This is a genomic window from Ignavibacteria bacterium (assembly GCA_025612375.1).
Classification (GTDB): domain Bacteria; phylum Bacteroidota; class Ignavibacteria; order Ignavibacteriales; family SURF-24; genus JAAXKN01.
Genome location: JAAXKN010000003.1, coordinates 124,164 through 150,712 on the forward strand (window position 1 = coordinate 124,164; position 26,549 = coordinate 150,712).

General features: G+C 41.1%; 19 protein-coding genes. All 19 read right to left on the minus strand.

From position 1 onward, the window contains the following. Positions 1 to 4: 4 nt before the first annotated feature. Positions 5 to 886, minus strand: a complete 882-nt coding sequence (locus tag HF312_03720) for a glycosyltransferase family 2 protein (protein ID MCU7519297.1) — start codon at positions 884 to 886, stop codon at positions 5 to 7. A 69-nt stretch (positions 887 to 955) separates the two neighbouring features. Further along, entirely contained in the window at positions 956 to 1,753 is a 798-nt protein-coding gene (locus HF312_03725; protein ID MCU7519298.1) for a glycosyltransferase subfamily GT2 protein, read from the minus strand. A gap of 7 nt (positions 1,754 to 1,760) precedes the next feature. Further along, positions 1,761 to 2,783 carry a glycosyltransferase gene (locus HF312_03730; protein MCU7519299.1) on the minus strand — a complete coding sequence of 341 codons (1,023 nt, stop codon included), beginning with the start codon at positions 2,781 to 2,783 and terminating at the stop codon, positions 1,761 to 1,763. Between the two features lie 16 nt (positions 2,784 to 2,799). After that, positions 2,800 to 3,522, minus strand: coding sequence for an acyltransferase (locus HF312_03735; protein MCU7519300.1), 723 nt, complete (start codon positions 3,520 to 3,522; stop codon positions 2,800 to 2,802). 131 nt (positions 3,523 to 3,653) lie between these two features. Next, the gene (locus tag HF312_03740) at positions 3,654 to 4,373 is read right to left on the minus strand and encodes a hypothetical protein (GenBank protein MCU7519301.1); all 720 of its coding nucleotides are present in this window, start codon (positions 4,371 to 4,373) and stop codon (positions 3,654 to 3,656) included. Positions 4,374 to 4,408: 35 nt separating this feature from the next. Continuing rightward, positions 4,409 to 5,893 (minus strand): oligosaccharide flippase family protein, encoded by a 1,485-nt coding sequence (locus tag HF312_03745; GenBank protein ID MCU7519302.1) that lies wholly within the window; start codon positions 5,891 to 5,893, stop codon positions 4,409 to 4,411. 423 nt (positions 5,894 to 6,316) lie between these two features. Next, positions 6,317 to 7,735, minus strand: a complete 1,419-nt coding sequence (locus tag HF312_03750) for an O-antigen ligase family protein (GenBank protein MCU7519303.1) — start codon at positions 7,733 to 7,735, stop codon at positions 6,317 to 6,319. A 13-nt stretch (positions 7,736 to 7,748) separates the two neighbouring features. Next, complete coding sequence (locus HF312_03755; protein ID MCU7519304.1) at positions 7,749 to 8,912, minus strand: hypothetical protein; 1,164 nt, start codon at positions 8,910 to 8,912, stop codon at positions 7,749 to 7,751. Positions 8,913 to 8,927: 15 nt separating this feature from the next. Beyond that, positions 8,928 to 10,382, minus strand: a complete 1,455-nt coding sequence (locus HF312_03760) for a hypothetical protein (protein ID MCU7519305.1) — start codon at positions 10,380 to 10,382, stop codon at positions 8,928 to 8,930. A 207-nt stretch (positions 10,383 to 10,589) separates the two neighbouring features. Continuing rightward, on the minus strand, positions 10,590 to 11,465 hold the full coding sequence (locus tag HF312_03765) for a pantoate--beta-alanine ligase (protein ID MCU7519306.1): 876 nt from the start codon (positions 11,463 to 11,465) through the stop codon (positions 10,590 to 10,592). A gap of 57 nt (positions 11,466 to 11,522) precedes the next feature. Further along, positions 11,523 to 12,359 (minus strand): acetyl-CoA carboxylase carboxyltransferase subunit beta, encoded by an 837-nt coding sequence (locus HF312_03770; protein ID MCU7519307.1) that lies wholly within the window; start codon positions 12,357 to 12,359, stop codon positions 11,523 to 11,525. A 6-nt stretch (positions 12,360 to 12,365) separates the two neighbouring features. After that, positions 12,366 to 13,073: a DUF1573 domain-containing protein gene (locus HF312_03775; protein MCU7519308.1), complete on the minus strand. Its 708-nt coding sequence runs from the start codon at positions 13,071 to 13,073 to the stop codon at positions 12,366 to 12,368. A gap of 5 nt (positions 13,074 to 13,078) precedes the next feature. Beyond that, complete coding sequence (tsaB, locus tag HF312_03780; protein ID MCU7519309.1) at positions 13,079 to 13,735, minus strand: tRNA (adenosine(37)-N6)-threonylcarbamoyltransferase complex dimerization subunit type 1 TsaB; 657 nt, start codon at positions 13,733 to 13,735, stop codon at positions 13,079 to 13,081. A gap of 64 nt (positions 13,736 to 13,799) precedes the next feature. Next, positions 13,800 to 14,228: a tRNA (adenosine(37)-N6)-threonylcarbamoyltransferase complex ATPase subunit type 1 TsaE gene (gene tsaE, locus HF312_03785; GenBank protein MCU7519310.1), complete on the minus strand. Its 429-nt coding sequence runs from the start codon at positions 14,226 to 14,228 to the stop codon at positions 13,800 to 13,802. Then, the gene (locus HF312_03790) at positions 14,229 to 15,800 is read right to left on the minus strand and encodes a bifunctional response regulator/alkaline phosphatase family protein (GenBank protein ID MCU7519311.1); all 1,572 of its coding nucleotides are present in this window, start codon (positions 15,798 to 15,800) and stop codon (positions 14,229 to 14,231) included. 181 nt (positions 15,801 to 15,981) lie between these two features. Then, entirely contained in the window at positions 15,982 to 22,830 is a 6,849-nt protein-coding gene (gene sprA / locus HF312_03795; protein ID MCU7519312.1) for a cell surface protein SprA, read from the minus strand. Between the two features lie 473 nt (positions 22,831 to 23,303). Further along, positions 23,304 to 23,990, minus strand: a complete 687-nt coding sequence (locus HF312_03800) for a serine/threonine protein phosphatase (GenBank protein ID MCU7519313.1) — start codon at positions 23,988 to 23,990, stop codon at positions 23,304 to 23,306. A gap of 3 nt (positions 23,991 to 23,993) precedes the next feature. Then, a complete protein-coding gene (locus tag HF312_03805; GenBank protein MCU7519314.1) occupies positions 23,994 to 25,346 on the minus strand; it encodes an acetyl-CoA hydrolase/transferase family protein in 1,353 nt (450 codons plus the stop codon). Between the two features lie 12 nt (positions 25,347 to 25,358). Continuing rightward, a complete protein-coding gene (ald, locus tag HF312_03810; GenBank protein ID MCU7519315.1) occupies positions 25,359 to 26,480 on the minus strand; it encodes an alanine dehydrogenase in 1,122 nt (373 codons plus the stop codon). Positions 26,481 to 26,549 lie beyond the last annotated feature (69 nt).

The window sequence follows — 26,549 nt, forward strand, 5'->3', positions numbered from 1 at the left end:
AGTATTAAATCCTCACCTGTCCGAACGAATCATTTTTGTAATCCTGGAGGCCTGCCTGTGCAGCGCGGAAGAGTTTTTTATCCCTGAAAAACCAAATAAGCATTTTTGTTCTGATAACAAAAAAGAAATAGATCTTCGCAATAAACGGGAAGCACATATCAATGAGCAGATTCCTGTTTCTTACGGCATAATAAAGAGTCTTTTCCCTGAGTTTTCTTTCACCTCTGCATTTATGGTAGATAACTGAGAGCGGGACGTAGAGAAGCTTCAGTCCGTTTCTGACCGCGCGAGCGCTGAACTCAATATCCTCGTGGTAAAGGAAGAACTTTTCATTCAGAAAACCGGTTTTATCCATCATAGATGTCCTGATGCACAAGTAGCAGCCGCTGATAAATGATACAAAGGAGGGCTCATTTGAAGCGGGCAGATTATCTGCATATTCATTTTCATGGAGGTGGACAGCTAGGCCTCGCCACTTGTTCAATGTGCCTCCCGCATACCAAATTTTCTCCTTTTCGGGGTAGTAGCGTATCTGGCCCGTACCCAGGGAAGCTTCGGGGTGATTATTCATTTCATCAATAAGAATACGAATAGAATCTTTATTTACCAGTGTATCATTATTAAGCAGAATGATATAATGAGGGCCAAACTTCAGTGCGTAATTAATCCCGAAATTATTTCCGCCTGAAAAACCGAGGTTCTTGTCAGTTTTCATGAGTGTAACTGTGCCAAGTTGCTCCTTCAGGCAGACATATGAGTCATCTGTAGAAGAATTTTCAACCACCAGGATGTTACGGCTGTCAATTCCAGCCTCTTCAAGCGATTTAACACATTCTACAGTATCCTGCCAGTTGTTGTAATTGACCAGCATTACCAAGTATTCCATTTTATTTCCCGGCCGCAAAGATAACATTGGGGCACACAGTTTTATTCATATTTATCAAAATTACTTCCTTTATCTGCCGTATGATGTTCTGATCTTTTGAAGCACATCCATCACATCTTCCTCGGAAGAATCAGGAGTATCGCCAGGGACAAAGCCGTGTTTCCAGATATAGTAATAGGAATATGCCTTAATTCTAATTCTAAAAGGCCAGTATCTTTTTCTTATCACACTGCTTTTCAGACTTGGATCCAGATCTTCAATATACGAGTCACTTGAGGCGAGATCAGGAAACCACCAGAAGGGCGGATGATATCCCTTTTTAATTATAAGATAGGTGTGATCAACGTGCTCCCAAGCATTCTTGAAAACCGTATCTATATAGCCCACCTCGTTTATGACCTTATCCCTATAATATGAAAATGCGCCTATAATGTATCTGTTAAGAGCTATTTGAATTCCATCATTGTACTCAATAATTTTTCGGGGATTCGGTTTTCCATCCGAATCTTTATTTATAGGTCCATGATATCCATAGTTGAGATGATATAGTCCTGTTTTTTCAGAAGCTCTTATATATTCATTAAATACTTCAGGATTTTTAATCCTTATATCATCTTCACATAAAAATAAATGCGTGCATCCATTTTTAATTAAAAACTTTAATGCATCATTTTTCGAAATACCAACGCCCTTGTTGTGTTTATGCTGTATGATCTCTGTAATCTTTTCAGGATAAGCCGAACTGTCGTATGCTTTACCGTCATTGACAACGACCAGAGTATCTGCCTCGGGAATAGAGGCAATACACTCAGAGAAGAAATTCTGACGGTTACAGGTAATAACACCAATTCCTAATTTTGTTTTCATAATATGATTATTTTATAACTGGACTTTTAGTAATCTGAAGACTGCTGTACAAATGTAATATCCTGGGTGATTTTCTCACCCTTAAAAATTTTTCACAGTAGCTTTTAGCCCTATTAAGATCACCAGAATGCTCTGTAGCCAGCAAAGCAGCCAAAATATAAATAAATTCAAGTGAAGGCATGTAGTTACTTTTGACCCGGTAAAGTATCTTTCTAAAGATTCCTGAGAAATAGACCGGAGACTCAATCCATTTTTTCACATAGCTTATTAGTTTATCCAGTTCACTATTGTCTAAGGTCCTGATATACTTTTTCATATAGTTAAGCGTTATTTCATATACTTCATCCATTGTCCGTTTCGGGTTCTCATATTCCTTATTCTTTTTTTCCGGACATTTATAAAAGGTTCCCAGGATTTCATTATGGTGCAGAAGTTCGTACTTTTGTGAAATGTTCAGTTCAAATTCATGATCGCCACAAACTTCATACTTTTCATTAAACCATATGCCATCATCAAAATGTAGAGAGGCTCTCCACATGGGCTGAGAACCAACGATACACCGTTCAAACTGATGAATCCTGTTAAATTCCGGAGCGACGTTAATTTCCTTACTTTGAACATCCTTAAATTTCTGATTCGGAACGTTTGTGATGTACTGATCGGCATATACTAAAGCAACTGAAGGATTATCAGCTAAGACATTAGCCAAGACCTCATACGCATCATTTCTTAATCTGTCATCTGTATTTGAATTGGCAATAAATTTACCAGTAGAGGCTTTGATTCCCCTGTTCCACGCCTTATAGATAGATTCCCTTTCCGAGGTATTTATGTATTTAATATTCTTATGCTTATCAAGATATTCACTGATAATTGAATGTTCATTCTGCTTTGAACCGCTATTAACGATAATAATTTCCAGCCTATCCTGAAGCGTCTGTTCAAGAAGATCTTCGATCTTACCGCGAATAAATTTTTCAGAATTATAAGTTGAAACAATAGCAGAAACTAAATAAGAACCATTATCCATATATAACCTAAATATCCTATATTTGAAGACTTTTATTGTTTTTCTCGTATATTCTTTCTCTGGACCAGGTAATATCCTTTTTTAGAATTCCGGCCGGATTTCCGCCAGCTATTACTCCCTTTTCATCAATACTTTTTGTCAGAACTGAGTGAGTAGCAATTACACAATTCTCTTTTATTGAGACTCCTTTTAAGATAGCACAATGGGCGGCGACCCATACATGGTTCCCAATTTCAATATCTTTTGCATAGTTAATTCTTTTGCCAGATTTCACGTCAATTATTGAATGGGAGTCGCCTGTCCTAAGATCAATATCATTTGCAAACATACAATCACTTCCAATTACTACTTTTGATCCCGGCTCAGTAAGTGCAATATGCACATTTTCAAATGTAGAGCCTTCACCTATTTCCAGCATGCATGCCTTATCCTCAAGCCAGATGTTACTTCCCCTGTTAAACTGGCAATCCTGTCCAATCCGGATACTATGATCATCTCCCCTAATGTAAAAACTCACACCATAAAGCGCACACTTCTTTTCAATGGTTATAGAGTTATTATTTCCAATAACATCAAATGTCACTTTATTCAGGTTTGATCCTTTATAATGGATTATGTTCCGCTGGCCTTTGACTTTTCTGATAATGGTTCTATTATAATAAACATTATGGATAAAGCTTCCCAGGGCGGGATTATTTTTCTTTACATAATCATATATAGGTTTCAATTTTATTAACATTTCATCTTCTAATTTTACGGTTTAATAACTAACAAAGCCATTAAAACTGTACATCTGATTAAGGAATATCACTAACAGAATACTATTCAAGAAATACTAATTGTTTCATCAAGGCACATTGAACTTGTGTTTTATTCATGTCCTTTATAGGCTCTTAATGCTTTCACTTTGCTTAAGTTCTCAATCAATCCCTCTTTATTAGCAAGGACTATGCATCCACGCTTTCTGCCTGTTTCCTCCTTAGCGCTCTTGGAAGGGAAAAAAGGACAAAAACCGAATGATCTTAACGGCTCGAGATATTCCAAGCTGAGCTCCTTTCCATTTCCATAATCATCATAGGTATACTCACTATCAAAGGGAACTTTGAAATCATCCACCATTATCACAGCCTTAGGCCAGTTTTCAAGTACGAGCTCAATCTCTTCCCTCAATGGCAAGTCCTCATTCCAGTGAGCATCCAGATAAAAGAAAGTTGTTTTGTTTTTCATGCTTTCTTCTTCCGAGAATTCCCTCAGCAACTTTCTACTATCCGAATTGTAAAGTTTAATATCAGTAACGTAAAGAAATCTTAATCTTGAATATCCATAAGCGCGCGGGTCCGCTTCAGTTGAATAAATCGGCAGTTTAGTTGACCTGTACATGAATTCAGTAGTAGTGCCGTGATAGGTACCGGTTTCTATAATTTTTTGAAAATTTATTTTACTGAATAACTCCAGGAATATTTCCTGTCTAATTTTCTGCCCGTTAAAAGGCCCGCCCCAACTTTCCTTATATTGCGGGAAACGGTAATAATCTAATGCCCCTATTACTTTATCATTTAAAACAGATTTGGCGATTGACTTTAAGTTCATAGTGATCTCTTATATCTTTAGAGTTTATAATATTTTCAGGCAAACTGTCTGACGATACCCAGAATTGATTTCGAGTATGCTTTTATGTCATTAATAAAAATGACCGCACACAGTAAACTAATAAAACCCAAAACCAGATGCATATTTATGCTGCTGAAATTTAATATAATAGTACCCAAAAGCAGCAATATATTCAGTATTATCAATTTGTAAAAAGAAACCGATTTTAAGAAGTCTTTAATGTTAAACTTGGTCTCTCTTTTAACAAAATAAACCATAAGGATATTTGCTGAAATTACTGAAACAAAATATCCCAAAAGGCCGAGTGTATTCTTGAAAATTAGGAAGCCAAGGATAAGGCTTATGGAAACAACTACCAGATTAAGGAGCTGAGAGAGAGCCAGTAATGCCGGTTTACCAATTCCTATTAAAAATGTATATATGGTATAGCCGAAATTATTAATTGTTTGAGGCATTGATAGTATAAGGAATATAAGAATTACTTCAGAGTACCCGAACCATAATTTTATGACTGTTGTCGAAAGGAATACAAACACTCCAAACATAATTCCCGAGAAAGTGACTCCAAGAGTAGTAATTTTTTTACCTTCTCCCTCGAAAAATAATTTATAATCTTCAGTTGACTTCAGCACACTTGCCTTTGGTAGAAGGTTTCTGAAAGCAGCAAAGAACAAACCGGAGATCGATACGGCAAACTTATTTGCAATTTCATAAAATGGGACTATACTTAATGAAGAAAAATTGACAATGATGTATTTTACCGTAGGATCAATAAAAGCATATATTAAAGATGAGAGCTGCATGGAAACACTGAACTTAAAAATCCCCTTAAACTGTTTTAAATCTACTCTTGAGAATATTTTAATCTCAGGATGTTTAATTCTTATTACCAGATAATTTGAAAAAACCAGGCTTATGGAAGCTAAGGCATAAGCTGAAGAGAGATAAACAATAGACATTTTCAGATATGTTACGCACATAATCAGACACATCATAAAAATATTGCTTGATAGAATAATTTTACTTGATAAAACGAATTTATTCAGTCCTTCCAGAATAGCTTTAAAGAAAAATGAAAGATACTGAAAGAAGAAGTTTACGCCTAAAGTAATAAAAACAGCATTTGCAAGATGATGGTATTTTAAAGGAACGACAGTATTGTTGCTGAAATAAATACTATACCCCAAAATAAATCCCAAAAGGACAAGAAAAATTCCGACAAAGTTAAATACTACAAATCCTGTTGAGACAAGGGAATTGATCCTATTTTGGTCATCATTTTTTTTAGCTTCAGCAACATACCTTACTATTGCTGTGCCAAAGCCAAGATCAACAACATTACCTATGCCCCACAAGGAGGCAAATATTATCCACATCCCGTATAATTCATTACCATAGTGCGTCACATTTAATTTCACTATGATAAATGAGAATAAAATTGAGACCATATACTGTATAGCCAGCCAGACTGAATTCCTCTTGTCGCTGTTCTTCTTCATTTATCCCAACATTAAGTTATTATCTCACGTTACGCAAAATTGTAATTTTTAATCAGGTCTGCCATTCCCGTGTATTTCTCGTATGCTGATCTTAGGGTCAAAAAGTTAATCTGATACTTTAGTGTACAGTGGTTCATATTCCTATTTATCTTCAGGATCAAAATCTTTATAAAAGTCAGTACTGAAGCAAATATGTGATTTAGTTGTGTTCTTACTATTTTTGTTGGATACATCTCAAGAGGCATTCTGCTTAATGGATTTGTAATATTCCTCGATTTTCCACCTTTTCTGATGGATTCCCTAGATTTCTTCTAAAATTACTGGCTTAAGTAAACGTGCCTATTTAACTTAATTTTCATTACGAAGTCTTTCTTGAGTTCTCTTTATTACATTATTTCCACCTTATTTGCGTAAAGTGAGATATTAAGTCATTTCGGCGGAAGACAATCTATGATTACATTCCAGAATTCTCCCATTTGCCAGTGAGAACCCAAGAATAATTGACCAGAGCATCATCAGTTGGCCCCACAACCAAGCGTCAGTCATCAGCATTGAAATAATTATATATACAATCAGCCACCACATAGTATTTGAATAAAAGATTTCCTCATATGTTCGGCTTTTGCTAATATTTGACCTAAAATATCTCACAATAGTCGTCATAAATATGAAAAAGCCTATCATACCTATTATGCCGGATTCAGTTAGGACGGCAAGCAGGGTAAGATGAGGGGATCGGAAATGCACGAACAGTTCGTAAATAAAAGGGTCAATCGTGTAATACTTTTCCGATGCAATTGGGAAAGAATAGAGTCCAATACCAACAAAAGGATGCGCCATAAATGCATTCCAGGCTGTTTTCCAGATAAATACTCTGCTGGCAACGGAGCCAATCTTTTGCAGATTGTCTGCAATTTCCTCACTGGTCTTTGGTCCTGAATTTGATAGTCTGGCAAATGCATTCGAGTTGATGCTGTTTGCAACAAAAAAAGTGACAACCAGCATAATGGCGGCAAAAGAAACAGCCAGTATTATATTTCTTTTCTTAAAACCCAGACCGGAGCCTTTACGCACATACTGAATGACGATTAACAGAATAGATAACCCTGATGAAATCCATGAATTTCTCGTCTGCGTATATATCAAAGCTATCAGCAAGACTAACGTTGTAAATGAATATAACAATCTTTTCTCGCCATATATCAATCTCATTAAGGAAATTACCAGAGCAATACCGACATAATCCACATACATTAATCCCGCAAAACCAAATACCCTCATACCTGTAGCAAATGCAAGATATATAATATGCAAACCGTTTAATACCGAAAAGAACAGAAATATGCTTAAATATTTTTCAATCTGCTTATAACTGGTAATAAAAACAGGTGTCAGAGTGAATATAAACAAAAATAGAACAAGCCTTAATGACACGAAAACAGGCGTAACCAGCATAAATGAATTAATGAATGATGGGAGGATCAAAGCAATAAAAACAAAGAATGCTTTGTGTAAAGGATTCTTCAGCACCTCCCATTCAAATTTATAGGAAATCAGAAAAGCAATAATGACAAAAACCGAAAACACCTCGCCTAGAGATGCATAACTTATGTAGATAAAGGTGAAAAGCGAAATTATGAAAAATGAATAAGCCAAGCTTAGATTGAAAGCCAGGATAACAACAATAGGAGAAGCACACACAAGAATAATGTTCAGGTAATTAGTTCCAAACAGACTGAATATACCAATTGTTGGAAGCACCAGAACTAAAGCCAAAGAAAACAACAATTTATTATTCTTAAGCGAAACATCTCCCGCATTATTTTCTAATTGAATTTGCAATCAAAGACTCAGATTATTTTCTCTTAAACTTCAATTCTTGCAGAATGAAAGCAACCTTTTGATTTGATGAGTTCCTTAATGCTTCCCTCAATATAAGTACTATCACGAGCAAGACCGTCACAAACAGGCCGCCTAAAACCGCGAACAAAGTCCTAGGCGGATAACTCTTCTTTTCTGCCACAGAACCATAGTCAATAACCTGTAAAACAGGAACATTTTTCTGTTCTTCAAATTTTGCCTGTTCAAAAATCGGGACAATGAATTCCAATAAACCATTATATATCTCAACATTCCTGTAAAGCCTCAAAAACTTCTTCGTCTTTTCGGGTAAGGAGTTAATAGACAAAAGGAAGTTACCATTCTCTCCGCTTCTCTGCATTTTGACCAGTTCAGACTTGTATTCATCCAGCTGAGTTTTAAGAAGTTTAAGCTGAGGTGAATCACTGGAAGTTACTTTCTCCATAATAGAAAGTTCCAATTGTTTAGCCGTTACCTCACCTTCCATTCTTGAATAAGCGTCAAGAATCATTTTTGACTGTTCCTTTGCTTCAAGCATTCCGGACACCTGCTGATAGTACTGAAGAGAATCCTCGGCATTTTTCAAATTACCTTTAATTTCCCTGTACCTAACTTCCAGAAACTCTCTGTTGTTTTTTGATTTCGCAACATTCAGATTAATAACACTTTCATTTAACAATGAAAGCAAATAATTCACCATATCGGCAGCTTTCTGAGCTGAATTTGCCTTTACAGTTATTGCGAAAGCATTTTCTTTCGTAGTTCCTGCATCAATATTCGTTCTCAGCTGTTTTAGAGTTTCCTCCATGCTCATGAGCTTGTAGTCTTTTTGAAGATTGAACTTATGAACAAGCTTTTCCAGTGTGCTGCGGCTGTAAATTATTGTCACATATAGGTCAGTTTCAGCAGATTTTGATGTTCCTCCCATACCGAAGGGTAGATCTTTGAGATTTTTCATTACTCCTGCCATTGAACCTGGTGAACCTTCATTGCCTGCTGGAATTATGAGCGCAGTAGAATCGTACTCTGCAGGTATAAAATAATATACAACCAAGTATGATAACACCAGAACAGAAATAAACGTAAGGAGAAGGAATTTCTTCCACTTAACTACTAAAACTATATAATCTAAAATATCAAAGCCCCTGTTTTCAGCCATATTAAAGTCCTAAAATTATTTACCTAACTGAACTAAAAGCAAAACTATTGTGGCAATTGTGCCAACCACACTGGAGATGGCGCTGACCCTTCCGAGATAAAAGCTGAATGTCCGAGGAGTCTTTTTGGGCACCCAGATATAGTCCCCGGGTTCAATTGTCACGTTATTTTCTCCCACTGTCATCCATCTTCTGGTCTTAGCCTTGATTACACTTATCTCATCATAGTCTCTTGCCAGTTCACCAAGGCCGCCTGCCTGTTCAATGTAATACCTGGCGTCACGCCCAGGCTGAAACTGTACGTAACCCGGAAATCCAACCTGCCCATAGATATAAACGAGGTTTTGCTGCTGGGGGACCAAAATGACATCCCCGTCCTTTACGGAAAAATTGGCCTGTGTTGTATCCGTATAAAGTTTTGTAAAATCCACCAGAGCGTTGCCGCGTAAGAGCCTTAACTGGTTATCTATTTTGAAGTATGCAGTATCCTCTTCCACCAGGTAAGACATGCGTTCCATACGCAGGCCCTCCATCTGCTGGTTATCATAAAGAACTCCTTCGAGCCCTTCATTGGAAAATTTATTCTGCTCAAAACTCTTTGTAAGCATGTTTTTTTTGTACATTGTATAACTGTCTGTCCCTCTTACCAGCTCAGTCTTGTACAGTGAGGCAGTCGGCTTAAATCCTCCTGCTTGCTCAATCACATTTTTTACTGTTGTATTGTCCTTTGAAATTGGTATGTAACCCGGCTTATTTACTTCACCAAGGACAAGCACCCTAAAATCCTTTTTACTGGTTTCATCGGCAAGCACTCTTATACGGTCAGCCCTCTGGAGCGGGAGGTTGCTGTTTATATCAACAACTGTAGTCTCCAGTTTCTGCCCGTCATAGCTCGAACGTACTATTTCAGCTTTTGTGACATTCTCATATGCCTTGCTAATACCCTGAGCAAAAAGCAGGGCGTCAGAAAGCCTGTCGCCTTCCATGAAGGCAAATTTTACGGGATTATTTACAGCACCATCAACTGATACAAAGTCCCTTTCCAAATCGAGTTTGGAAAATATAATCACATCTTCGTTCTTCAGGTAGGGATTCTGCTTGAAATCTCCGGTCAATCTGAACTTTTCAAGATCCAGGGTAAACTTTTCACCGTTCATTCTTTTCAAAACTATATTCCGCCTTGAGAAGTTCTCCATTCTCTGGGTCATAGTTTCCACTATGCGAGGATCTGTAATAGCACGAATGCTCTGTTCCCGGTACTGGTTAAACATGCGTGTTACGAACTGATCAAGACGCTCATACTGCGAGGCTGGGAAAGTACCATTTACAACAAATGCCCCCCCTATGGTCACACTTATTGCATTTGAAGCCGTCAATAATGAGCCAGAAGAAATTGCGGCGCCACCTAAAATATCCTGTGCGCTGGCAGAAACGGTTAATAGGAGGAAAAATAGAGTAATAATCCTGTACATCAATTTTTCACGTTTTGGGTTAATGTTAAATTTCTTAAAATCCGAAGATATTGAGTTCACCTATGATTTATCACAAATTGAACTCTGGAATAAATTAATGATTAATTAGAAGAAGCTCACCTTTACAGTAAAACACAGGATTTATTTCATTAAGAACCGTAAAAGCGATTGAGAATTTACTAAAAAACGCTCATAAAAACAAAGCATTTAAGGAGCGGTAAATTCCTGAAAAGGCACATCCACCAGCAGGTTATCAATTAGCCTTGTCTTCCCTATCCTGCATGCAATTAAGATATAGTACACGCCGCCTGAGGCAAGTGAACTTACTTCTTCAAAGCTTTTAGAATCAACAATTTTTATGTAATCCAGGCTTGCAGAATCCACTTCAGCAAACCTAAGATTCATCTGCTGAATGATTTTCTCTGAATTCCTTTCACCTGCAGAAACCATTTCACCGGCAAATCTTAAAGAACTGCTTAAGACGAGGGCATCTTTTCTTTCTTTGTCCGAAAGGTAAATATTTCTTGAGCTTAAGGCCAGTCCGTCTTTTTCGCGCACGATGGGAGAAACAATGATCCGGATATTCATTTTGAGGTCTTCAACCATGCGCATAATAACCGAGGCCTGCTGGGCGTCTTTCTGCCCGAAAACAGCTACATGGGGCATAACAGAGTTAAAAAGTATTGATACGACGGTGGTAACCCCCTTAAAGTGGGCCGGGCGCGACTGTCCTTCCAGTCCTTTTGTTACGCCTGTTACTTCAACGTAAGTCTGAAAGCCTTTGGGATAGATCTCTTCAGCAGAAGGGATGAATACGCAATCAACTCCTTCATTCAGGAGGAGTTTTTTGTCTTTTTCTTCGTCCCTTGGATACTTTGTAAAGTCCTCATTCGGGGCAAATTGTGTAGGATTAACAAAAATAGAGACAACAACAACCTCACAGGCCTGCCGGGCTTTTCTTACAAGCGACAGGTGGCCTTCATGCAGGAAACCCATTGTAGGCACAAAACCTATTTTTTTCCCTTCTTTTCTCATTTGAAGGGAAAAATCCTGCATTTCTCTAACGGTACTTATAACTTTAATGGCAACACTCCTATGACAAAACTTAAAAACAATGCGCCTCCAGGGCGCATAAAATCATTAAAAAAAGTCTATCAGACTGGCAAGTTTCGTCTTCATATCTTTCCTGTGGACAATCAGATCCACGAACCCGTTCTCAAGAAGGAATTCAGAGGTCTGGAAGCCTTCAGGAAGGTCCCTGCCAATAGTCTGTTTTATTACGCGGGGCCCGGCAAACCCTATAAGAGCCCTGGGCTCTGCAATATTTACATCTCCCAGCATGGCATAACTTGCAGTGATACCACCTGTTGTAGGATCGGTTAGAACCGAAATATACGGAATCCTGGCATCCGCAAGGCGTGCGAGGCGTGAACTGGTCTTTGCCATCTGCATCAGCGAATAGGCACCTTCCATCATACGGGCCCCACCGCTAGCAGAAACAACAATCATCGGGATCCTGTTCTTGTAGGCGCGGTCTATTGCGCGGGAGATCTTTTCACCCACTACAGAACCCATGCTGCCGCCGATAAATGAAAAATCCATGCATGCGAACGATACTTCCCGTCCATCAATTTTGCCGATGCCGGTTCTTACAGCGTCAGTAAGTCCGGTTTTCTTCATAGTTTCATTTATTCTATCGGGGTACTTTTTACTGTCTGTAAAGCCGAGGGGGTCGGCCGAACGCATTTTTTTATCATATTCCTTAACACTGTTCTTGTCGAAGAGTATGGAAATATATTCACTGCTGCCGATTCTGAAATGGTGCTCGCACTTTGTGCAAGTCCAGTAGTTCATCTCCAGCTGCTTTTTATGGATTATTTCACCGCAGCCCGGGCACTTTTCCCACAAGCCGTCGGGCAGTTCAAGTTTCGTACTGTCGGGCGCAATGTTTTCTTTAGATCTCTTAAACCATGTCATATTATCTTACTTTCCATTCTTTACTTCTGCGAAAATCACAATTGTCTGTTCGGGCTGTTTATAATCATTTGTGTAAAGAGTAACTGTCCGGCTTAACTTTCCCGATTTATTTGCAGAATCAAATTCAATAAGGAGGCTTCCCTCCTGTCCAGGCGTCAGGTGTCTGCCTGAGACCGAAGCAGCAGTGCATCCGCATGAAGTCTTAATATCTTTAATTTCAAGGTCACTTGTTCCGGCATTCTTAAAACTTAATTTCCAGCCGGCAATTTTCCCCTCTTCCATTACTCCGAAATCGTGCTTTGCCTCTGAGAGCTGGAGTACGGGGCCGTTTTGAGTTGTATCCGGGACCACATTGGCAGTAAAGGAGAGCCTGTATTCGGGATTTTCCTTGTCGTTTGAGATAATATAAACGTATTTCTGCTGTTTACCCTGGCGGCCGATAGTATTAAATTTCACATTAATTTTGGCCGATTCGCCCGGTTTCAGAATGTTTTTTTCGGGCTGTGCAGCAGTGCATCCGCAGGATGCTCTGACATCCATTATCACCAGGGAATCGCCGCCGGTGTTGGAAATTACAAAATCATGCTCCACAAATACATTCTGTTTTATATCCCCAAAACTAAAGACCGGGTTCTGAACCACCAATTTTGCTCCCACCACCTGAGCAAAGCTTACGCCAGCAAACAGCAAAAGCACGGTTAAAATTGTTTTCATCTTACTCACCTGATAATAAAGTTTTTTAGATATGCGGGTTCCAGAAAATCAAAGTCGTAAGTTAACAAATCTTTTCCAAATAAATAAGCCCATTTTGCAATTAATGAGGCTGAAGGGGAGCTGACAGGCATTTTATCGGCATTTTTTACTGCATTTCCAAAAGCTACAGAGCCGTCACTTAGCTTTTCATCCAGGTCCCCTTTATAGATCACCTGCAGGGGTTCAATAAACTGATAGCCATCCTTTGTGGAGAGGAATTTGGCATAGTAGAGTTCTTCAATATTAACCTTATTTGCCACAATGAATTTGGACCCTTCGGGCAGATAGGCTGAAGCCTGAAAAGCAAGTGCCTCAAATGTCGGGACTGAGATTATTGGCAGACCGCCTCCGATTGCCAGCCCCTTAACGGCTGACATACCGATCCTAAGGCCGGTAAAAGAGCCGGGACCTGAAGAGACAGCAACGGCCTGGACTTCCTTAAGAAGAACGCCAGCTGATTTTAAGACATCATCAACAACATCAAGAAGTTTTTCGGAATGAACATGTTTTAACATTAAATTAATTTCAGTGTATTTGCTGTCATTAAAATACACAGCGGCCGAGCAAAGCTCGCCTGAAGTTTCAACGGAAAGGATCGGTTTATTTTCAGATATTTTCATCATTTTTTCTACAAATATGGAACCACTGGCGTGGTTCGGATTAGATTTATTTATTAAACGGATAATATCAGGATATCTTATTAAAACTGATATCCCGTGAGAAGTCTTCATTTACGACAAAATTGATTTCTATCCTCCTGTGCGGCAATACCTCGGGCAGAAGCTCCGCCCACTCGATAAAAGTCACAGTATCCTCGCGCGTCAGGTACTCCTCAAAGCCTATATCGTAGAGCTCTTCGACCTTATTGATCCTGTAGAAATCAAAGTGATTAACCTTCAGGCTTCCTTCATATTCATTAACAATTGCAAAAGTAGGGCTGCTCACGTTATGAATTTCGAAGTTACGGAGAAGGTATTTAATAAAGGATGTTTTTCCGGCACCAAGGTCACCGTTTAAGGCCACTACTTCCCCGCCCTTTAGTGTGCGGGAAAATTCTCCTGCCAGACTGGCCGTTTGTTCCTCAGAGCTAACATTAACTGCAAAAGGGAATTCCACTTACGCTTTACTCTCCATAGTAATTATAGGTAAAATCATTTCTTCCATTGAGATACCTCCGTGCTGGAAAGTATCTTTATAATAGCTCAGGTATTTGTGGTAATCCGTAGGATAGACAAAATAATAATCCTCTTTGGCTATTATATAGTTTATCGTAACACCTCTTTTAGGGAGCTTATATTCATCCGGATTTGTGATATATATTGCGTGTTTGTCATCTACCTTCAGATTGCGCCCGAACTTGAACCTGAGATTGGTTGAAGCCTCCCTGTCGCCTAAGACCTTCGCCCCGCGGAGTGTCCTGATTGAGCCGTGGTCGGTAGTAATAATGACCCTGGCATTTTTCATTCTGGCAATTGAGCGGAAAGTAGACAGTAAAGATGAATGAGCAAACCAGCTGTTAGTAAGCGAGCGGTATGCAGGTTCATCAGGAGCAATTTCCTTGAGCAGGTCTGAATCCGATCTTCCGTGGGCAATCATGTCCAGGAAGTTAACCACAACGGCAGTAAGCTGGTTGTTTTGGTAAGAGAGTATATTCTGCTCGAAGTTTCGTCCCACCTCTGGATCAATAATTTTTATATATTTGAGCTCATTACGGAGCTTAACTTTTTTCCTGTCCAAAAGGAGCTGCAGGAGTTCCTTTTCATATTTATTGCAGCTGCGTTCGTCATCGTCGTTGCCCGACTGCCAGAGGCTGGGGTAATACTTTTCAATTTCTGCCGGGTAAAGGCCGCTGAAAAGAGAGTTCCTTGCATAAGGCGTAGCAGTGGGTAATATCGAATAATAATATTTCCTGTCGATATTAAACAGATCAGCCAGGTATTTTTCCATTCCGAACCACTGGTCCATTCTAAGGCAGTCGAGGACAAAGAAAAACACAGGGCGTTTATCGTCGTCCAGCTGGTTAATAACGAAGTCATTTGCAATTGAAGGGGTCAGTGTGGGTGTTTCGGTCCCGGGCTTAGCATTAATCCATTTGAGGTAATTTCTTTCAACGAACTTGCTGAATTCCTGATTACATTCTTTTTTCTGATCGATCAGTGTCTGTCTTAATCCTATTTCGGGATGGATATCCAGTTCCATCTCCCAGTTTACAAGTTTGAGGTAAATTTCAATCCACTCATCATAATCAGGCCCCATCATCACAGTGCGGGATATCTGGTTAAAGTCCTGCAGATAATCCTTTGCGACGTACTCGCCGGAGATTTTCCTTCCCTCGAGGATTTTCTTACAAACCAGGAGGACCTGGCTTGGATGTACTGGTTTTATCAGGTAGTCGGAGATTTTCCCGCCGATTGCATCATGCATCAGGGTTTCTTCTTCGCTTTTGGTTATCATTACAACCGGAATATTCGGGTTTATCTCTTTAATTTCAGCCAGTGTCTGCAGCCCGCCAATGCCAGCCATCATTTCATCAAGAAATACCAGGTCATAAACGTTATCTTTTACTTCAGAGACTGCATCTTCCCCGTTTGTAACGGTTGAAACATCGTAACCTTTTTCCGTAAGGAAGAAAATGTGAGAGCGCAGGAGCTCTATTTCATCGTCAACCCATAATATTTTCTTTTTCATTCTTTTCCCAAAGTTAAGTTCAGATCACTTAAATAGAGTATATAAATGATAAACTCCCGGCAATAATAAAAGTTCCCTTTTCCGTGGGTGCGCCGCATACCGGGCTTCAGTGCCGCAAAAACTCAGGCGGCCTGAACACTTCTAATTTTAGCCAAAAAGAACTGATTTTCCAAACATATAATTACTGTATGGAAATATGGACATCCAAACCAGCTTCATTTGTTGTTGTTGCCGATATCCTGGCTGCCCCTTCAGGCTGTACAGAAGAGCGCTTATAGAATATAGAAAGTGTCACTTTAGAGCTTATTACGTACTTAATTCTGGGTTCCATTGTTGTTCTGACGGTTCCGTCCTGAGGTATACCTCCTTCGGTAAACTTATCCATATTATAGTTTACTACGGAATTCTGGCTTCGTGTATAGGCCAGAGTAATTTCAATATCATTTTTCAGCGACAGGCCGAAAATCGGCAGGTCGAAACCGGTTTTTGAATAACTTGCCGAAATGCCAATTTCCTTTGAATTGGTTTCTGTGATACTCTTTGTTGAGTTACCCAGGTCATATCCGGTTTTAGTTGAATACTTCACGTTTCCAGAAAGATTTCCGTTCCAGAGGGAATTAAACGTCATATTAAGGCCGACAAGCGGCTGGAATCCGTAGTACAACTTCTGCGACTGGGTTTCCTGTCTTCCGTCAGGGTTAATTCTCCAACCTTCAGAGTACTCGGAACCATATGAGTGGTTCAAGGATACCTTTTTGGCCCAGGAGCTGAAAACAGCGTACTTCTCCAGTCCGTCCCAGTTAAAGCTCCAGTTAGGCCTCGGGATATACTTGGCAACATCCTTCAGAAACGGGAGTTTTGCAAACAACGGCATCGACTCAAACCCTTCCAGAAAAGCATCCGGGAGGTTGTTTGTTCCGGGTTTATAAAGCTCGCTTACGCGTTTAATGCCACTGTTTAAGAAACTCAAGAAAAATACAGGCGGCAGTGAGACAAATGAACGGTTAATGCTTCCGGTTGAAGTCAAATTAACAATTTTAGTATTACCCAGAGAATCGGTCTGCAGCGTGGTATTCTTATTCATTGACCAGCCGATTTTCCATTTAATATCGATCTGTGCGCCTTCCCAAAGAGGTCTTGAGGTACTGAAGTCCAGGTTGTTCCTCTGTGAGAAATTGTCTCCAAGGTTCGCTTTCAGTGCACGCGGGCCGACATCCTGGCTTAAGCCCAGCATAAACAAGCGTCTTGGGCCGTTGCCGTTATACTGGTTAAATCCCCAGAAGTTATAAAGACCTGTACCTTCTGCCCTGATACCCGACTTCTGAACCGTATTGTCCTGAGTATAATTAACATTTACAGATTCATAGTCAAACAGTATATAACGTATTCCGCCCTTAAAGGCTTTGAAAACTCCCTTAAAAGGATTTTTCTTAGGTTTAATCTCCAGGCTGTCCTTTGCAAAAGCCACCGCATTAGAATCTTTCATGGCCACAGAATCCCCTTTTGCCAGCTGGTTCTGAGGCAGGTTCTGCACAGGGTTCTGATTAGTCTGCCCCTGGGGAGGGATCTGATCCTCATCGCTGGAACGCTCTCTTGTACGGCGGTTCTTTGAGGGGGTCATAGTCGTCGTAGGCTTATTTTCCTGTTTTGCATTTTCATCATTGGTTTCCTTAAACATGGGCTCAAACAATGCTTTTACCCTTATCTTTAAGCCAAGATTAATGCTGTTATTAAATGAAGCGCTGCGCCCCAGGTCCTGCTGCTGGAAGTTATTATTCCATGAATAGCTTACACGGTAGCCGGTAGAAATATTAAAATAGTTATTCAGGTTCCAGATGTTTGGAAGTTTTGGATTTGTCCTCAAATCCACGCTCTGGTTGTACTGCCAGTCGCGTCCAAAGAACTGACCCTTGAAAATATCCCACCAGATAGCGCCCTCACTTCTTTCCATATTGTTATCTGTAAGCAGATAAGCCAGCGAAGAAGAGATATCCAGGTTATAAGCAAGCGAGAGGTTCAAAAGCCCGCCTTCGGTCAGCTTCCAGTTAAAGGCAGCGTTTCTGGTTGCCTTAAAATCGCGTGAAATATTAGGTGCCGTATTAGCCACTCTTGAAAGCAGGAAGCCGTAATTTCTCGTTGCTGAAACGCTTGCGCTAAAAGACTGCGGAGTGTAGTAAACCTTTGCGTTTCTGTAGTCTGAAAAGAGCTGCAAGATTGTACCCAGCACAGGGATATCAGCAGGATAGAAAAAGTTATTCTGCCCGAACTGGAGGGCATAATTCACACCTGCATTCCATACCCAGCTTCGGCTCGTAACACTTACAGGGTTTCTGCCGCGCGTCTTGTTGTAGTTAAAACTGAAGGAAAGATTATTGATCGTTTCCTTCACGAGCCAGAAATTTGAAGGGACATGGATTTTCATTCCCGACATGCTCCATGTATCCGAGATATTCAGAGTGTGGGTATTTGCGATAAAATCATCTGCTAATTTTTTGGCATCTTCAGGGCTTGTCCCTTCCTGAATTCTCTTATCACTCAACTGTTGAGCAGCCTGGTTGACCTTAATATCGGTTCCGGGGACATACAAAGGCTTGCTAATCTGTTCGGTTCTCTGGTAATTCACCCTGAAGCTGCTGCCGGACAGATTAAAGGGAAGAAGTTTCAGGACGTCCAGGTCCACCGATACGCCCCAGTTTTTGGTATCAAGCCTGGATCCGAAACGGTCGGAGAGGCCGTGAAAAAAGGGGTCTTTCTGCGCCATATTAAAGTTGATATTCATAATATCAGCAAGTTTCAGGCTTGCAGAGCTGCTGTATGCCCAGCCTTTGGTGTCATCAGCGCCAATTACCCTGAGTTCATCTATCCAGACCTGACCGGAGACATTATCATTATTTCCATTCCTGCCCGGATTAGCTACACCAATCATAAAAAATGAGACGCCCGTCAGAGTGGGATTTCCCTTTACCCTGTAGAAATGCCCCGGTTCACCAGGCACAGGGCGCTGGAAAGCTCCTTTAACGCTGTCCCTCAGCTGTTTTAATGCTGTCAGCTGTTCAAAAAGGATACTGATTTCATTCCAGCCTGCTTTAACGGGCTGACGGTATTCGTAGTAGTTAGCCGTGTCGCTTCCGAAACGGAAATACACTTCAGATGCATAGCTGCTGTCATTAATAAAATTCGAGACTGAGCCAGTTCCGGTATTCTGATCGCCATGGACAAAGAGTTTCATCTGCTTATAATTAAACAAGTCCATTGCCCTCAGATACTTAACCGCCTGGCGTTCATCACCCTTCTTCAGATCTTTAATAATAAGAGACAGTGACTGTTCGTTTCTGAGGACGTTTTCATCGGGTTTACTTCTGTCTCTTTCTCTTTCGACGCCGCCCGGGCTCTGATATTCAGGAGAGTTTTCCTCGACGCTTACAACTGAAAGGGTAAGGGTCGAATCATTAATGTCCGTTTTTCCGTTTACAACAGGATCAATTTTCTGCCACTGATTTCCGACAAGGTTAAAGTCTGCGATTCTAAAATGTACCGGAACGCTTGTTCCGTTTACCCAGAGCCTGATATAATTAATAATTGCGAAACTCGGGTCACCAATTTTGCTAACATATTCTTTTAACGGAACCCTGATCTGATGCCAGTGCTTATCAGTGTTACCGCCGCCGGTTATAAACTTATTATTTGCCCTGTTTGTATCAAGAGGTATCTCATAACGGAAGTAGCTGTTCATCCTGTCCAGGTTACCGTTTCCGTTTAAGTCTTCGGTATCAGGGAGTTTTCCGGCATCAATTGAAACGGCATTGCCTTCCGTTCCATTTATATTTTCATAGTCAGATGATCCTGGTGTATAGCTGTAGTCGTCGCCTGCGGGATCAGGATTTTTTACAGGATCGTAGCCGGGTTCCTCCGGATCACTTTTCCCGTCAATACCCTTATCCTCTCCCTGGTCTATAAGGCTGTTGTTATTTTTATCCTCAGTATCTAAAGCCTGGTTAGGAATCACATCTTCTGAAATTCTGCCCAGATCCAGATACACCTTGCTGCTTAAAGGAGTAATATTATCCGGAAGCTGGTACCAGAATTCAATAAACTGAATATTCTCCTCGATAAGGTTGTTAGCGGTATTGGACAGAGCCTTCATCATACCGCCCCATGACCTTTCCTTTATTCCAAGATCAGGGGTGTCGTTATATGTTCCCCTTCTGCCCGGATCAAACTGGAAGTCGAGAACTGTAACCTGTTCGTCACCGCGGGCTACTTTCTTCTGGGGCCAGATCTGATCTACCGTAACATTGGAGGGCAGAAAGTTATACCACCAGCTTTTTCCTTTATGATTCATACGGGCATTTGCAGAATCGGCAATGACCTGCATGCTATCGGGTATGCTCAAGTCGTGCCATGAAGTATAGCCTACACCGATAGGGATCGTTTTTTTAGCACCCTCAAAATCATCCACATATGCAATGCTCTGGCTCTGGTCGCTTGCGATAGTACTTTTCTTTGTATTCGGATCGGGAGATATATATGCAAATTCTCCCTTTAAGTTAAGCGCAGACATTTCCCTGGTGGAAAAGACCTTATCCAGAGCCTTGGTAACAAAGGGCAGGTCTATGGCCGAAGAGAAGTCAACGCCGTAGATAGAGTTGCTTAATGGTTCCTCACCGATGCGGACCTTGTCTGAAAGTGTCTGCTGATTTAGGTTAAGGGCTGAAAAACCGAGTTTAGTATTCTTAGAGAAGTTCACCTCTCCACGCAAACCAAGGAGTGTCTTGGATGCCATCTGGAAGAGGTCGTTCTGCTCGTAGGTTATTTTGAGTCCCGCTCCCGGCACCAGTGCCGCAGCTTTACGGATGGTCACCTGTCCGGTCATATAGTCAACAACGTAGTCCTCGCCAGCCTTCAGTTCCTGTCCATCCAAAGTCACCCTCACGGAATTTTCAACCACGCCAACATATCCCAGGTTATAAACTGCGGATGATGAAGCTGAATACTTACCCTTCAGCAAAAACCTGTCGCGTGTTCCCTGAAGTTTTGCAAATGTTACAGTTGTGTCGTAGATTGCCTTGTAGCTGTAAGTGGTGTCTAAACTCTTGGGCAAATCACGGCCAAAAGGCTGCAGAACCGGGAATATTACTTCGCCTGTTGAAGGTATAATGGTTTTACCGGGGAAAAAGTCAAACAGCCCGTCGGGGTCCCCCTGTTTTGACGTATTTACGTTATCCAGGCCAAAGTCATGAAGAAGCTTGACCGTATTGCCATTGGAGACTATCTGGCTCTGGGGTTCGCTTCCGGGCTGCTGATAGACTATATCGAACTGAAAGCCCTCTTCGTTAACATTACGTCCGCCAACGGGGTAAATATTTCTAAGCTGGAGCTTCCAGGCCGTCTTAAACTGAGGACTCAGGTTTTGGGGTTTGATCAGCTTGAGAACAAGTCTCTTTGCAGAATTGGTGCTGGAGGTATCGCTGCCAATAAGTTCACCATAGTACAAATCGTCTTTCGGGTCAGTAGTTAGGCCGTCTATTCTGTAGGCCACTGCAATGGCATCCTGGTCCTGAATCTGGGTCTTAAAAGTAATAAAACCTGTTTCATAATGCATTTCATAGTCCTGCCCTTCGTTCAGCTTTACCCAGCGGCTATTCTCCATCTGACCTGCCACAATATTATTGGTATCCTTACGTTGCTCGTCGTACCTGAGATCTGCTTTGCCCTTTGACGGAAGATTAATAAAAGCGATAGCATTTCTTTCTACAGCCGAATTACGCTGCTGGGTGTTTACAGATTTCCAGACCTCAATTTCCTTAACCGTATGGTACAGGTCCTGGTCAGGTGTAGGTCTGCCATAATACCTGTTAAAAATATTATACTCAGGAGCCGTACTGGCATATACTGTATCAATAAAGAAATGATTGGGCGAATAGTCATATGCATGCAGCGTAAACTCATTTGTTGTGGAGCCGCCGGTTACTGAAATTTCCTTTACCTCGCCTTTTTTCTGGGAGGCAAGTGTAGTCAGGCTTAAAGGGCCCAGCTGGAAGTTAGCCTTGACGCCAAAGAGCGCCTCGCTTCCGCCTACAAGAGGTGAAGTCTGAAGTGATACGTTACCGGCCTCGACGCTCTGTACAATCTCATCCTCGTATCCTTTATAGCTAAGTTTCAGCTGGTTTTCGTACTCAAAGGTTCTTTCAGTATTCCAGTCGGCGTTGATCTTAAGCTTATCGCCGATTGTACCCTGAACGTTAATCTGGACAGTCTGCTTAAAGTCAGGTTCATTCCTGGTATTTCCGAGCAGTGAGGCCGTAATACCTTCAGTAGTTTCATTTCTCCAGGCGCCATGTATATCGACGGCGCCCGAGATTCTGATATTAATCCCTTTTTTACCGAATATGCTTAAGAACCCCACGCTTGGAAGAGGGATATCGATGTTTGTAATATCTGTAATAAGTGCGCCAAGGTCTTTGGTTTTATCCTTCAGCTCATATTTATAAGCTATGTCCTCCCAGATATTCCTGTTATTGGCTTCCATCTTCATTTTGATGTATTCATCGAGGGGGATTCTGAGCATTATTTTGTAAGGCTCATTTCCAATCTTTTCCTTAATGAGGACGAAGTTTCCAGTTGAATCCAGCTCTACAGTTCTGCTGACAAGCTGAGAGGAAGGATTGGCGAAGAAGCTGGATTTCTTTTTGGGATTCAGCTGGACATAAGGAACGTCCTGCCTTTTATAGTGGAAATTCTCCATTCTGGCAGTTGAGTCCTTAGATCTCATGGCAAGGGAGTCAAGAAGCGTCATAGAGACTTTTTTCTTTGCCGTAGTATCCGATTCCATTCTCTTATTGAGGGTATCTGTAATAGCGCGTGTATTAGTGTTAAGCGTATCACTTTTGAGATTTCCGGGTGCAGTACCTGTATTACGAGGTGTATTCTGGGATTTAATGAGTTTTAATGAATCTCTCTGCCCGCCGTTTACAGTAGTATCTGCAAAGGACGGAGATTTCCCTTGGCTTAAAAGATCATTTTTAAGCAATGCTGATGTGTTCTGGGGATTCTCTAATTGTGGTGCTTGAGAATGAAAAGCATTATTCGTCCTTGCAAGATCGAAGCAGGCGGCAAATAATAATTTTTCATTGGCGACCGTATGCTGAGAAGTAAACCCGATTGCCAGCAAGCAGTAAGCAACTGCTACTGAGAAGAGAAAGAGTTTTGCGCTTTCCCGTAAAACTTTTGTGAATTTCGGTTTTATTTTTCTACCTAAAGACTGTTAAAATGAACGTAAAATTTTTTCCTTACAACCTCCTTAATTAGTTAGATGAAAAATTATTTAATTTTGATTTTATAGTCAACTGTTTTTGTACAATAAATGTTAGCATAACTTCCAACTTTCAGTGAAAAATCGTTGCGCTAAATAACTTAAGATTTTGCTTAATGTCAATTGAAAATTTGGGAATACTGCTGTTTTTCTACCGGGAGCCGATTTTGCCCGAAAATGCCGTTTTTGCTTCAAATATCGTTTAAATGTGTAGGTTCTTCCACCGTTTCGACCAGTTCATTACGATGTATAACCGCTGCACTGAGCTTATTGCCTATACAGGCGCCGGTATCAATATATAAGGCATTTGACTTTGTGTCGTATCTCACACTATCCTGTTTCGTATGCCCGACGACCTGAATTTTCCCCAGGTTCAGGAGTTTTTCCCTGGACCAGAGGACTCCGGTTTCATTTTCGAACTCACCGTAAATAAGCTTGTCAAGCGCCTCCAGGTTATCTCTCAAATTTGGCGGAAGATATTTTTTGTACCGTTCAGAAATGCCCGCATGTGAAATAAAACAATCTTCCAGATTAAAGTAAAGAGGCTGGGCATGAATAAATTCAATATGTTTTACAACACTGTCAAAATGGTCCAGATAACTTCTTAGCGTGGCCTCATTTCCGTTATAGACCCATGCCCTGGCAAAAATGCTTTTTGGCTCTCTGACATAAGCATAGAACATATAGTCATGGTTTCCGGGAGTAAACTTAATTTTGTTGTCCATTAAGAACTTAACGACCTCAAAACTGTTTTTTCCCCTGTCTACCAGATCCCCGACGCAGTAGATTTCAGCATCCGGGTATTCAGCCCTGAGTTTATTAACCAGGGCTTCAAGAGTATAAAAACACCCGTGAATATCGCCGATAGCTGCAATCATACCTTAGATCTTAAAGTTTTCCCTGGCATACCTTGAGAGCTCTTCCCTGAAATCGGGATGTGCCACCTTTATGAGTGCCTTAACTCTTTCCCTAATAGATTTTCCATAAAGATGGGCGATCCCATATTCAGTCACTATGTAATGCACATCTCCTCTTGAGGTTACGACTCCGGCGCCTGGTTTTAATGCCGGGACAATTCTTGAAATTTTGAAATCCTTTGTCGTTGAAGGAAGGGCGATTATAGGCTTTCCGCCTTCACTTCTTGCTGCCCCGCGGACAAAATCCACCTGGCCGCCAATGCCGCTAAAGAACCTGGTTCCTATGGAATCTGCACACACCTGTCCCGTCAAATCGACTTCGATAGCCGAATTTATGGCAACCATTTTGTAGTTTCTCGATATAACAAAGGGATCATTAACATATTCCTGCGGATGGAATTCCACAATAGGATTATTATTTATAAAGTCGAATGCTCTTTTTGTTCCGAGCACAAAACCCGCAATAATCTTTCCCGGGTGGAGAGTTTTCTTTTCATTGTTTACGATGCCTTCTTCGACCAGTTCGATCATTCCGTCAGAGAACATTTCCGTATGGACGCCAAGGTCCTTCTTGTTCTTCAGGAATCTCAGAACCGCATCCGGAATGGCTCCAATGCCCATCTGGAGAGTCGATCCGTCTTCAATAAGGTCTGCGATATAGTGCCCTATATTGTTGTAAATGGCCAGTGTATCCTCGTTAAGATCGCTATCTACCTGCGGCAGCTCCTGGATTGCTTCATCGTACTCAACGACATAATGGATTTTATTTATGTGAATAAAGCAGTCACCGAGGGCTCTAGGCATTCTTTTATTGACCTGAGCAATAATGATTTTGGATTTTTCAGCGGCAGTTTTGATTGTTCCGACATCGACGCCATAGCTGCAGAAGCCGTGTTCATCGGGCGGGGAAACATTTATGAGGGCAACGTCCGGCTTTATAACGCCGTTTTTAAATAAAAGAGGAACCTCGGAAAGAAATATCGGTACAAAGTCGGCCCTTCCTTCATTAACCGCCTGCCTGGAATTGCCGCCGATAAAAAACGCCGTATGCCTGAAGTGTTTTTCCATACCAGGATCCAGATAAGGTACAGGTCCAACGGTAAGGATATGATATATATTGACGTTTTCAAGCTCATCTTTGCGTCTTACCATAGCCCTGACCAGTTCCATCGGGACTGCGCATCCGGGCTGGATGGCAATATGGTCTCCGGACTTAATTACCTTAACAGCCTCATCGGCCGAAATCAGCTTTGAGGTATAATTTTTCAGCCAGTTTGCAGTTCTAAACTGCCCTACTTTGAAATCTTCATATGACATAAATCACTTTTATTAGTTTTTGGAAAAAATGTGAAGTCTTCTGTATTCGACGTTAAACACTTCTGCAATATTCTCATTTGAGCAGAATCCATTATAGGTACAAACCCCTCTGGATAAGCCCAAATCACCAAGCAAAGCATTCGACAGACCGTTATCAGCAATATTCAGTATATAATCCAAAGACGCGTTTGTAAGTCCGTAGCTGGCAGTCCGTGAGACCAGTGCAGGCAGATTCGGGATGCAGCAGTGTATTACGTCATGCTGCACAAAAACAGGGTCGGAGATTGTAGTGGGATGGCTAGTTTCAATGCAGCCCCCCTGGTCGATAGAAACATCAACAATAACAGCACCCTTTTTCATCTGGCGCACCATATCCTCAGAAACCACGTGAGGCGTTTTTTCGCCTTTTATTAAAACAGCACCAATAAGAACATCAGCAAACTTTGCACCCCTTGAAACGGTATACGGGTTTGCAACAACAGTAGTAACCCTTTTCTGGAAAAGGTTGTCAATTCTTTTGAGGCGGTTGAGGTCCCTGTCCAGAATAATCACCTGAGCCCCGCGTCCAAGTGCAGCACGTGCGGCATTAGTACCCACAACGCCGGCACCGAGAATAACCACAGCTGCCGGGGCAACGCCTGTAATACCGCCCAGGAGGATACCGCGGCTTACACGGGAAGTGCTCTCAAGGTAGCGTTCGGCCACCTGGATTGCAATCTGCCCTGCTATTTCGCTCATGGACTGAAGGACAGGCAGATTTTCATCATTTTCAATCAGTTCAAACCCAATAGAAGTAACCTTTTTTGAAATAAGCGTCTCAAGAATTTTCTTTTTACCGATTGCAAGGTGCAGAAAAGCAAAGAGGATCTGGTCTTCCTGAAGCATTGAAGCCTCAGCCTCAGTAAGGGGAGCAATTTTTGTAATGAGTTCTGCTCTGTTATATACCTCTTCGGCGCTATAGACTACACTGGCGCCTACTTTTCTGTACTCCTCATCAGAAAAGTTGCTGCCCATACCAGCACAGCTTTCGATAAAAACAGTATGCCCCGATTTAACCAGTGCATCTACACCTGCAGGTGCTAAAGCGACCCGTTTTTCTTCGAGTATTGTTTCTTTTGGTATACCTATTCTCATGTGGTGTGTTCTTTTTTAAGTTTATTGGTATAATTTTTACTGCAAAATAGTCAATTAACTTAACTATTG

Coding starts and splice junctions, on each gene's coding strand:
- HF312_03720 (MCU7519297.1), bottom strand. CDS start 886: ATGGAATACTTGGTAATGCTGGTCAATTACAACAACTGGCAGGATACT.
- HF312_03725 (MCU7519298.1), bottom strand. CDS start 1,753: ATGAAAACAAAATTAGGAATTGGTGTTATTACCTGTAACCGTCAGAAT.
- HF312_03730 (MCU7519299.1), bottom strand. CDS start 2,783: ATGGATAATGGTTCTTATTTAGTTTCTGCTATTGTTTCAACTTATAAT.
- HF312_03735 (MCU7519300.1), bottom strand. CDS start 3,522: ATGTTAATAAAATTGAAACCTATATATGATTATGTAAAGAAAAATAAT.
- HF312_03740 (MCU7519301.1), bottom strand. CDS start 4,373: ATGAACTTAAAGTCAATCGCCAAATCTGTTTTAAATGATAAAGTAATA.
- HF312_03745 (MCU7519302.1), bottom strand. CDS start 5,893: ATGAAGAAGAACAGCGACAAGAGGAATTCAGTCTGGCTGGCTATACAG.
- HF312_03755 (MCU7519304.1), bottom strand. CDS start 8,912: ATGGCTGAAAACAGGGGCTTTGATATTTTAGATTATATAGTTTTAGTA.
- HF312_03760 (MCU7519305.1), bottom strand. CDS start 10,382: ATGTACAGGATTATTACTCTATTTTTCCTCCTATTAACCGTTTCTGCC.
- HF312_03770 (MCU7519307.1), bottom strand. CDS start 12,359: ATGACATGGTTTAAGAGATCTAAAGAAAACATTGCGCCCGACAGTACG.
- HF312_03775 (MCU7519308.1), bottom strand. CDS start 13,073: ATGAAAACAATTTTAACCGTGCTTTTGCTGTTTGCTGGCGTAAGCTTT.
- tsaB (MCU7519309.1), bottom strand. CDS start 13,735: ATGATGAAAATATCTGAAAATAAACCGATCCTTTCCGTTGAAACTTCA.
- HF312_03790 (MCU7519311.1), bottom strand. CDS start 15,800: ATGAAAAAGAAAATATTATGGGTTGACGATGAAATAGAGCTCCTGCGC.
- HF312_03800 (MCU7519313.1), bottom strand. CDS start 23,990: ATGATTGCAGCTATCGGCGATATTCACGGGTGTTTTTATACTCTTGAA.
- HF312_03805 (MCU7519314.1), bottom strand. CDS start 25,346: ATGTCATATGAAGATTTCAAAGTAGGGCAGTTTAGAACTGCAAACTGG.
- ald (MCU7519315.1), bottom strand. CDS start 26,480: ATGAGAATAGGTATACCAAAAGAAACAATACTCGAAGAAAAACGGGTC.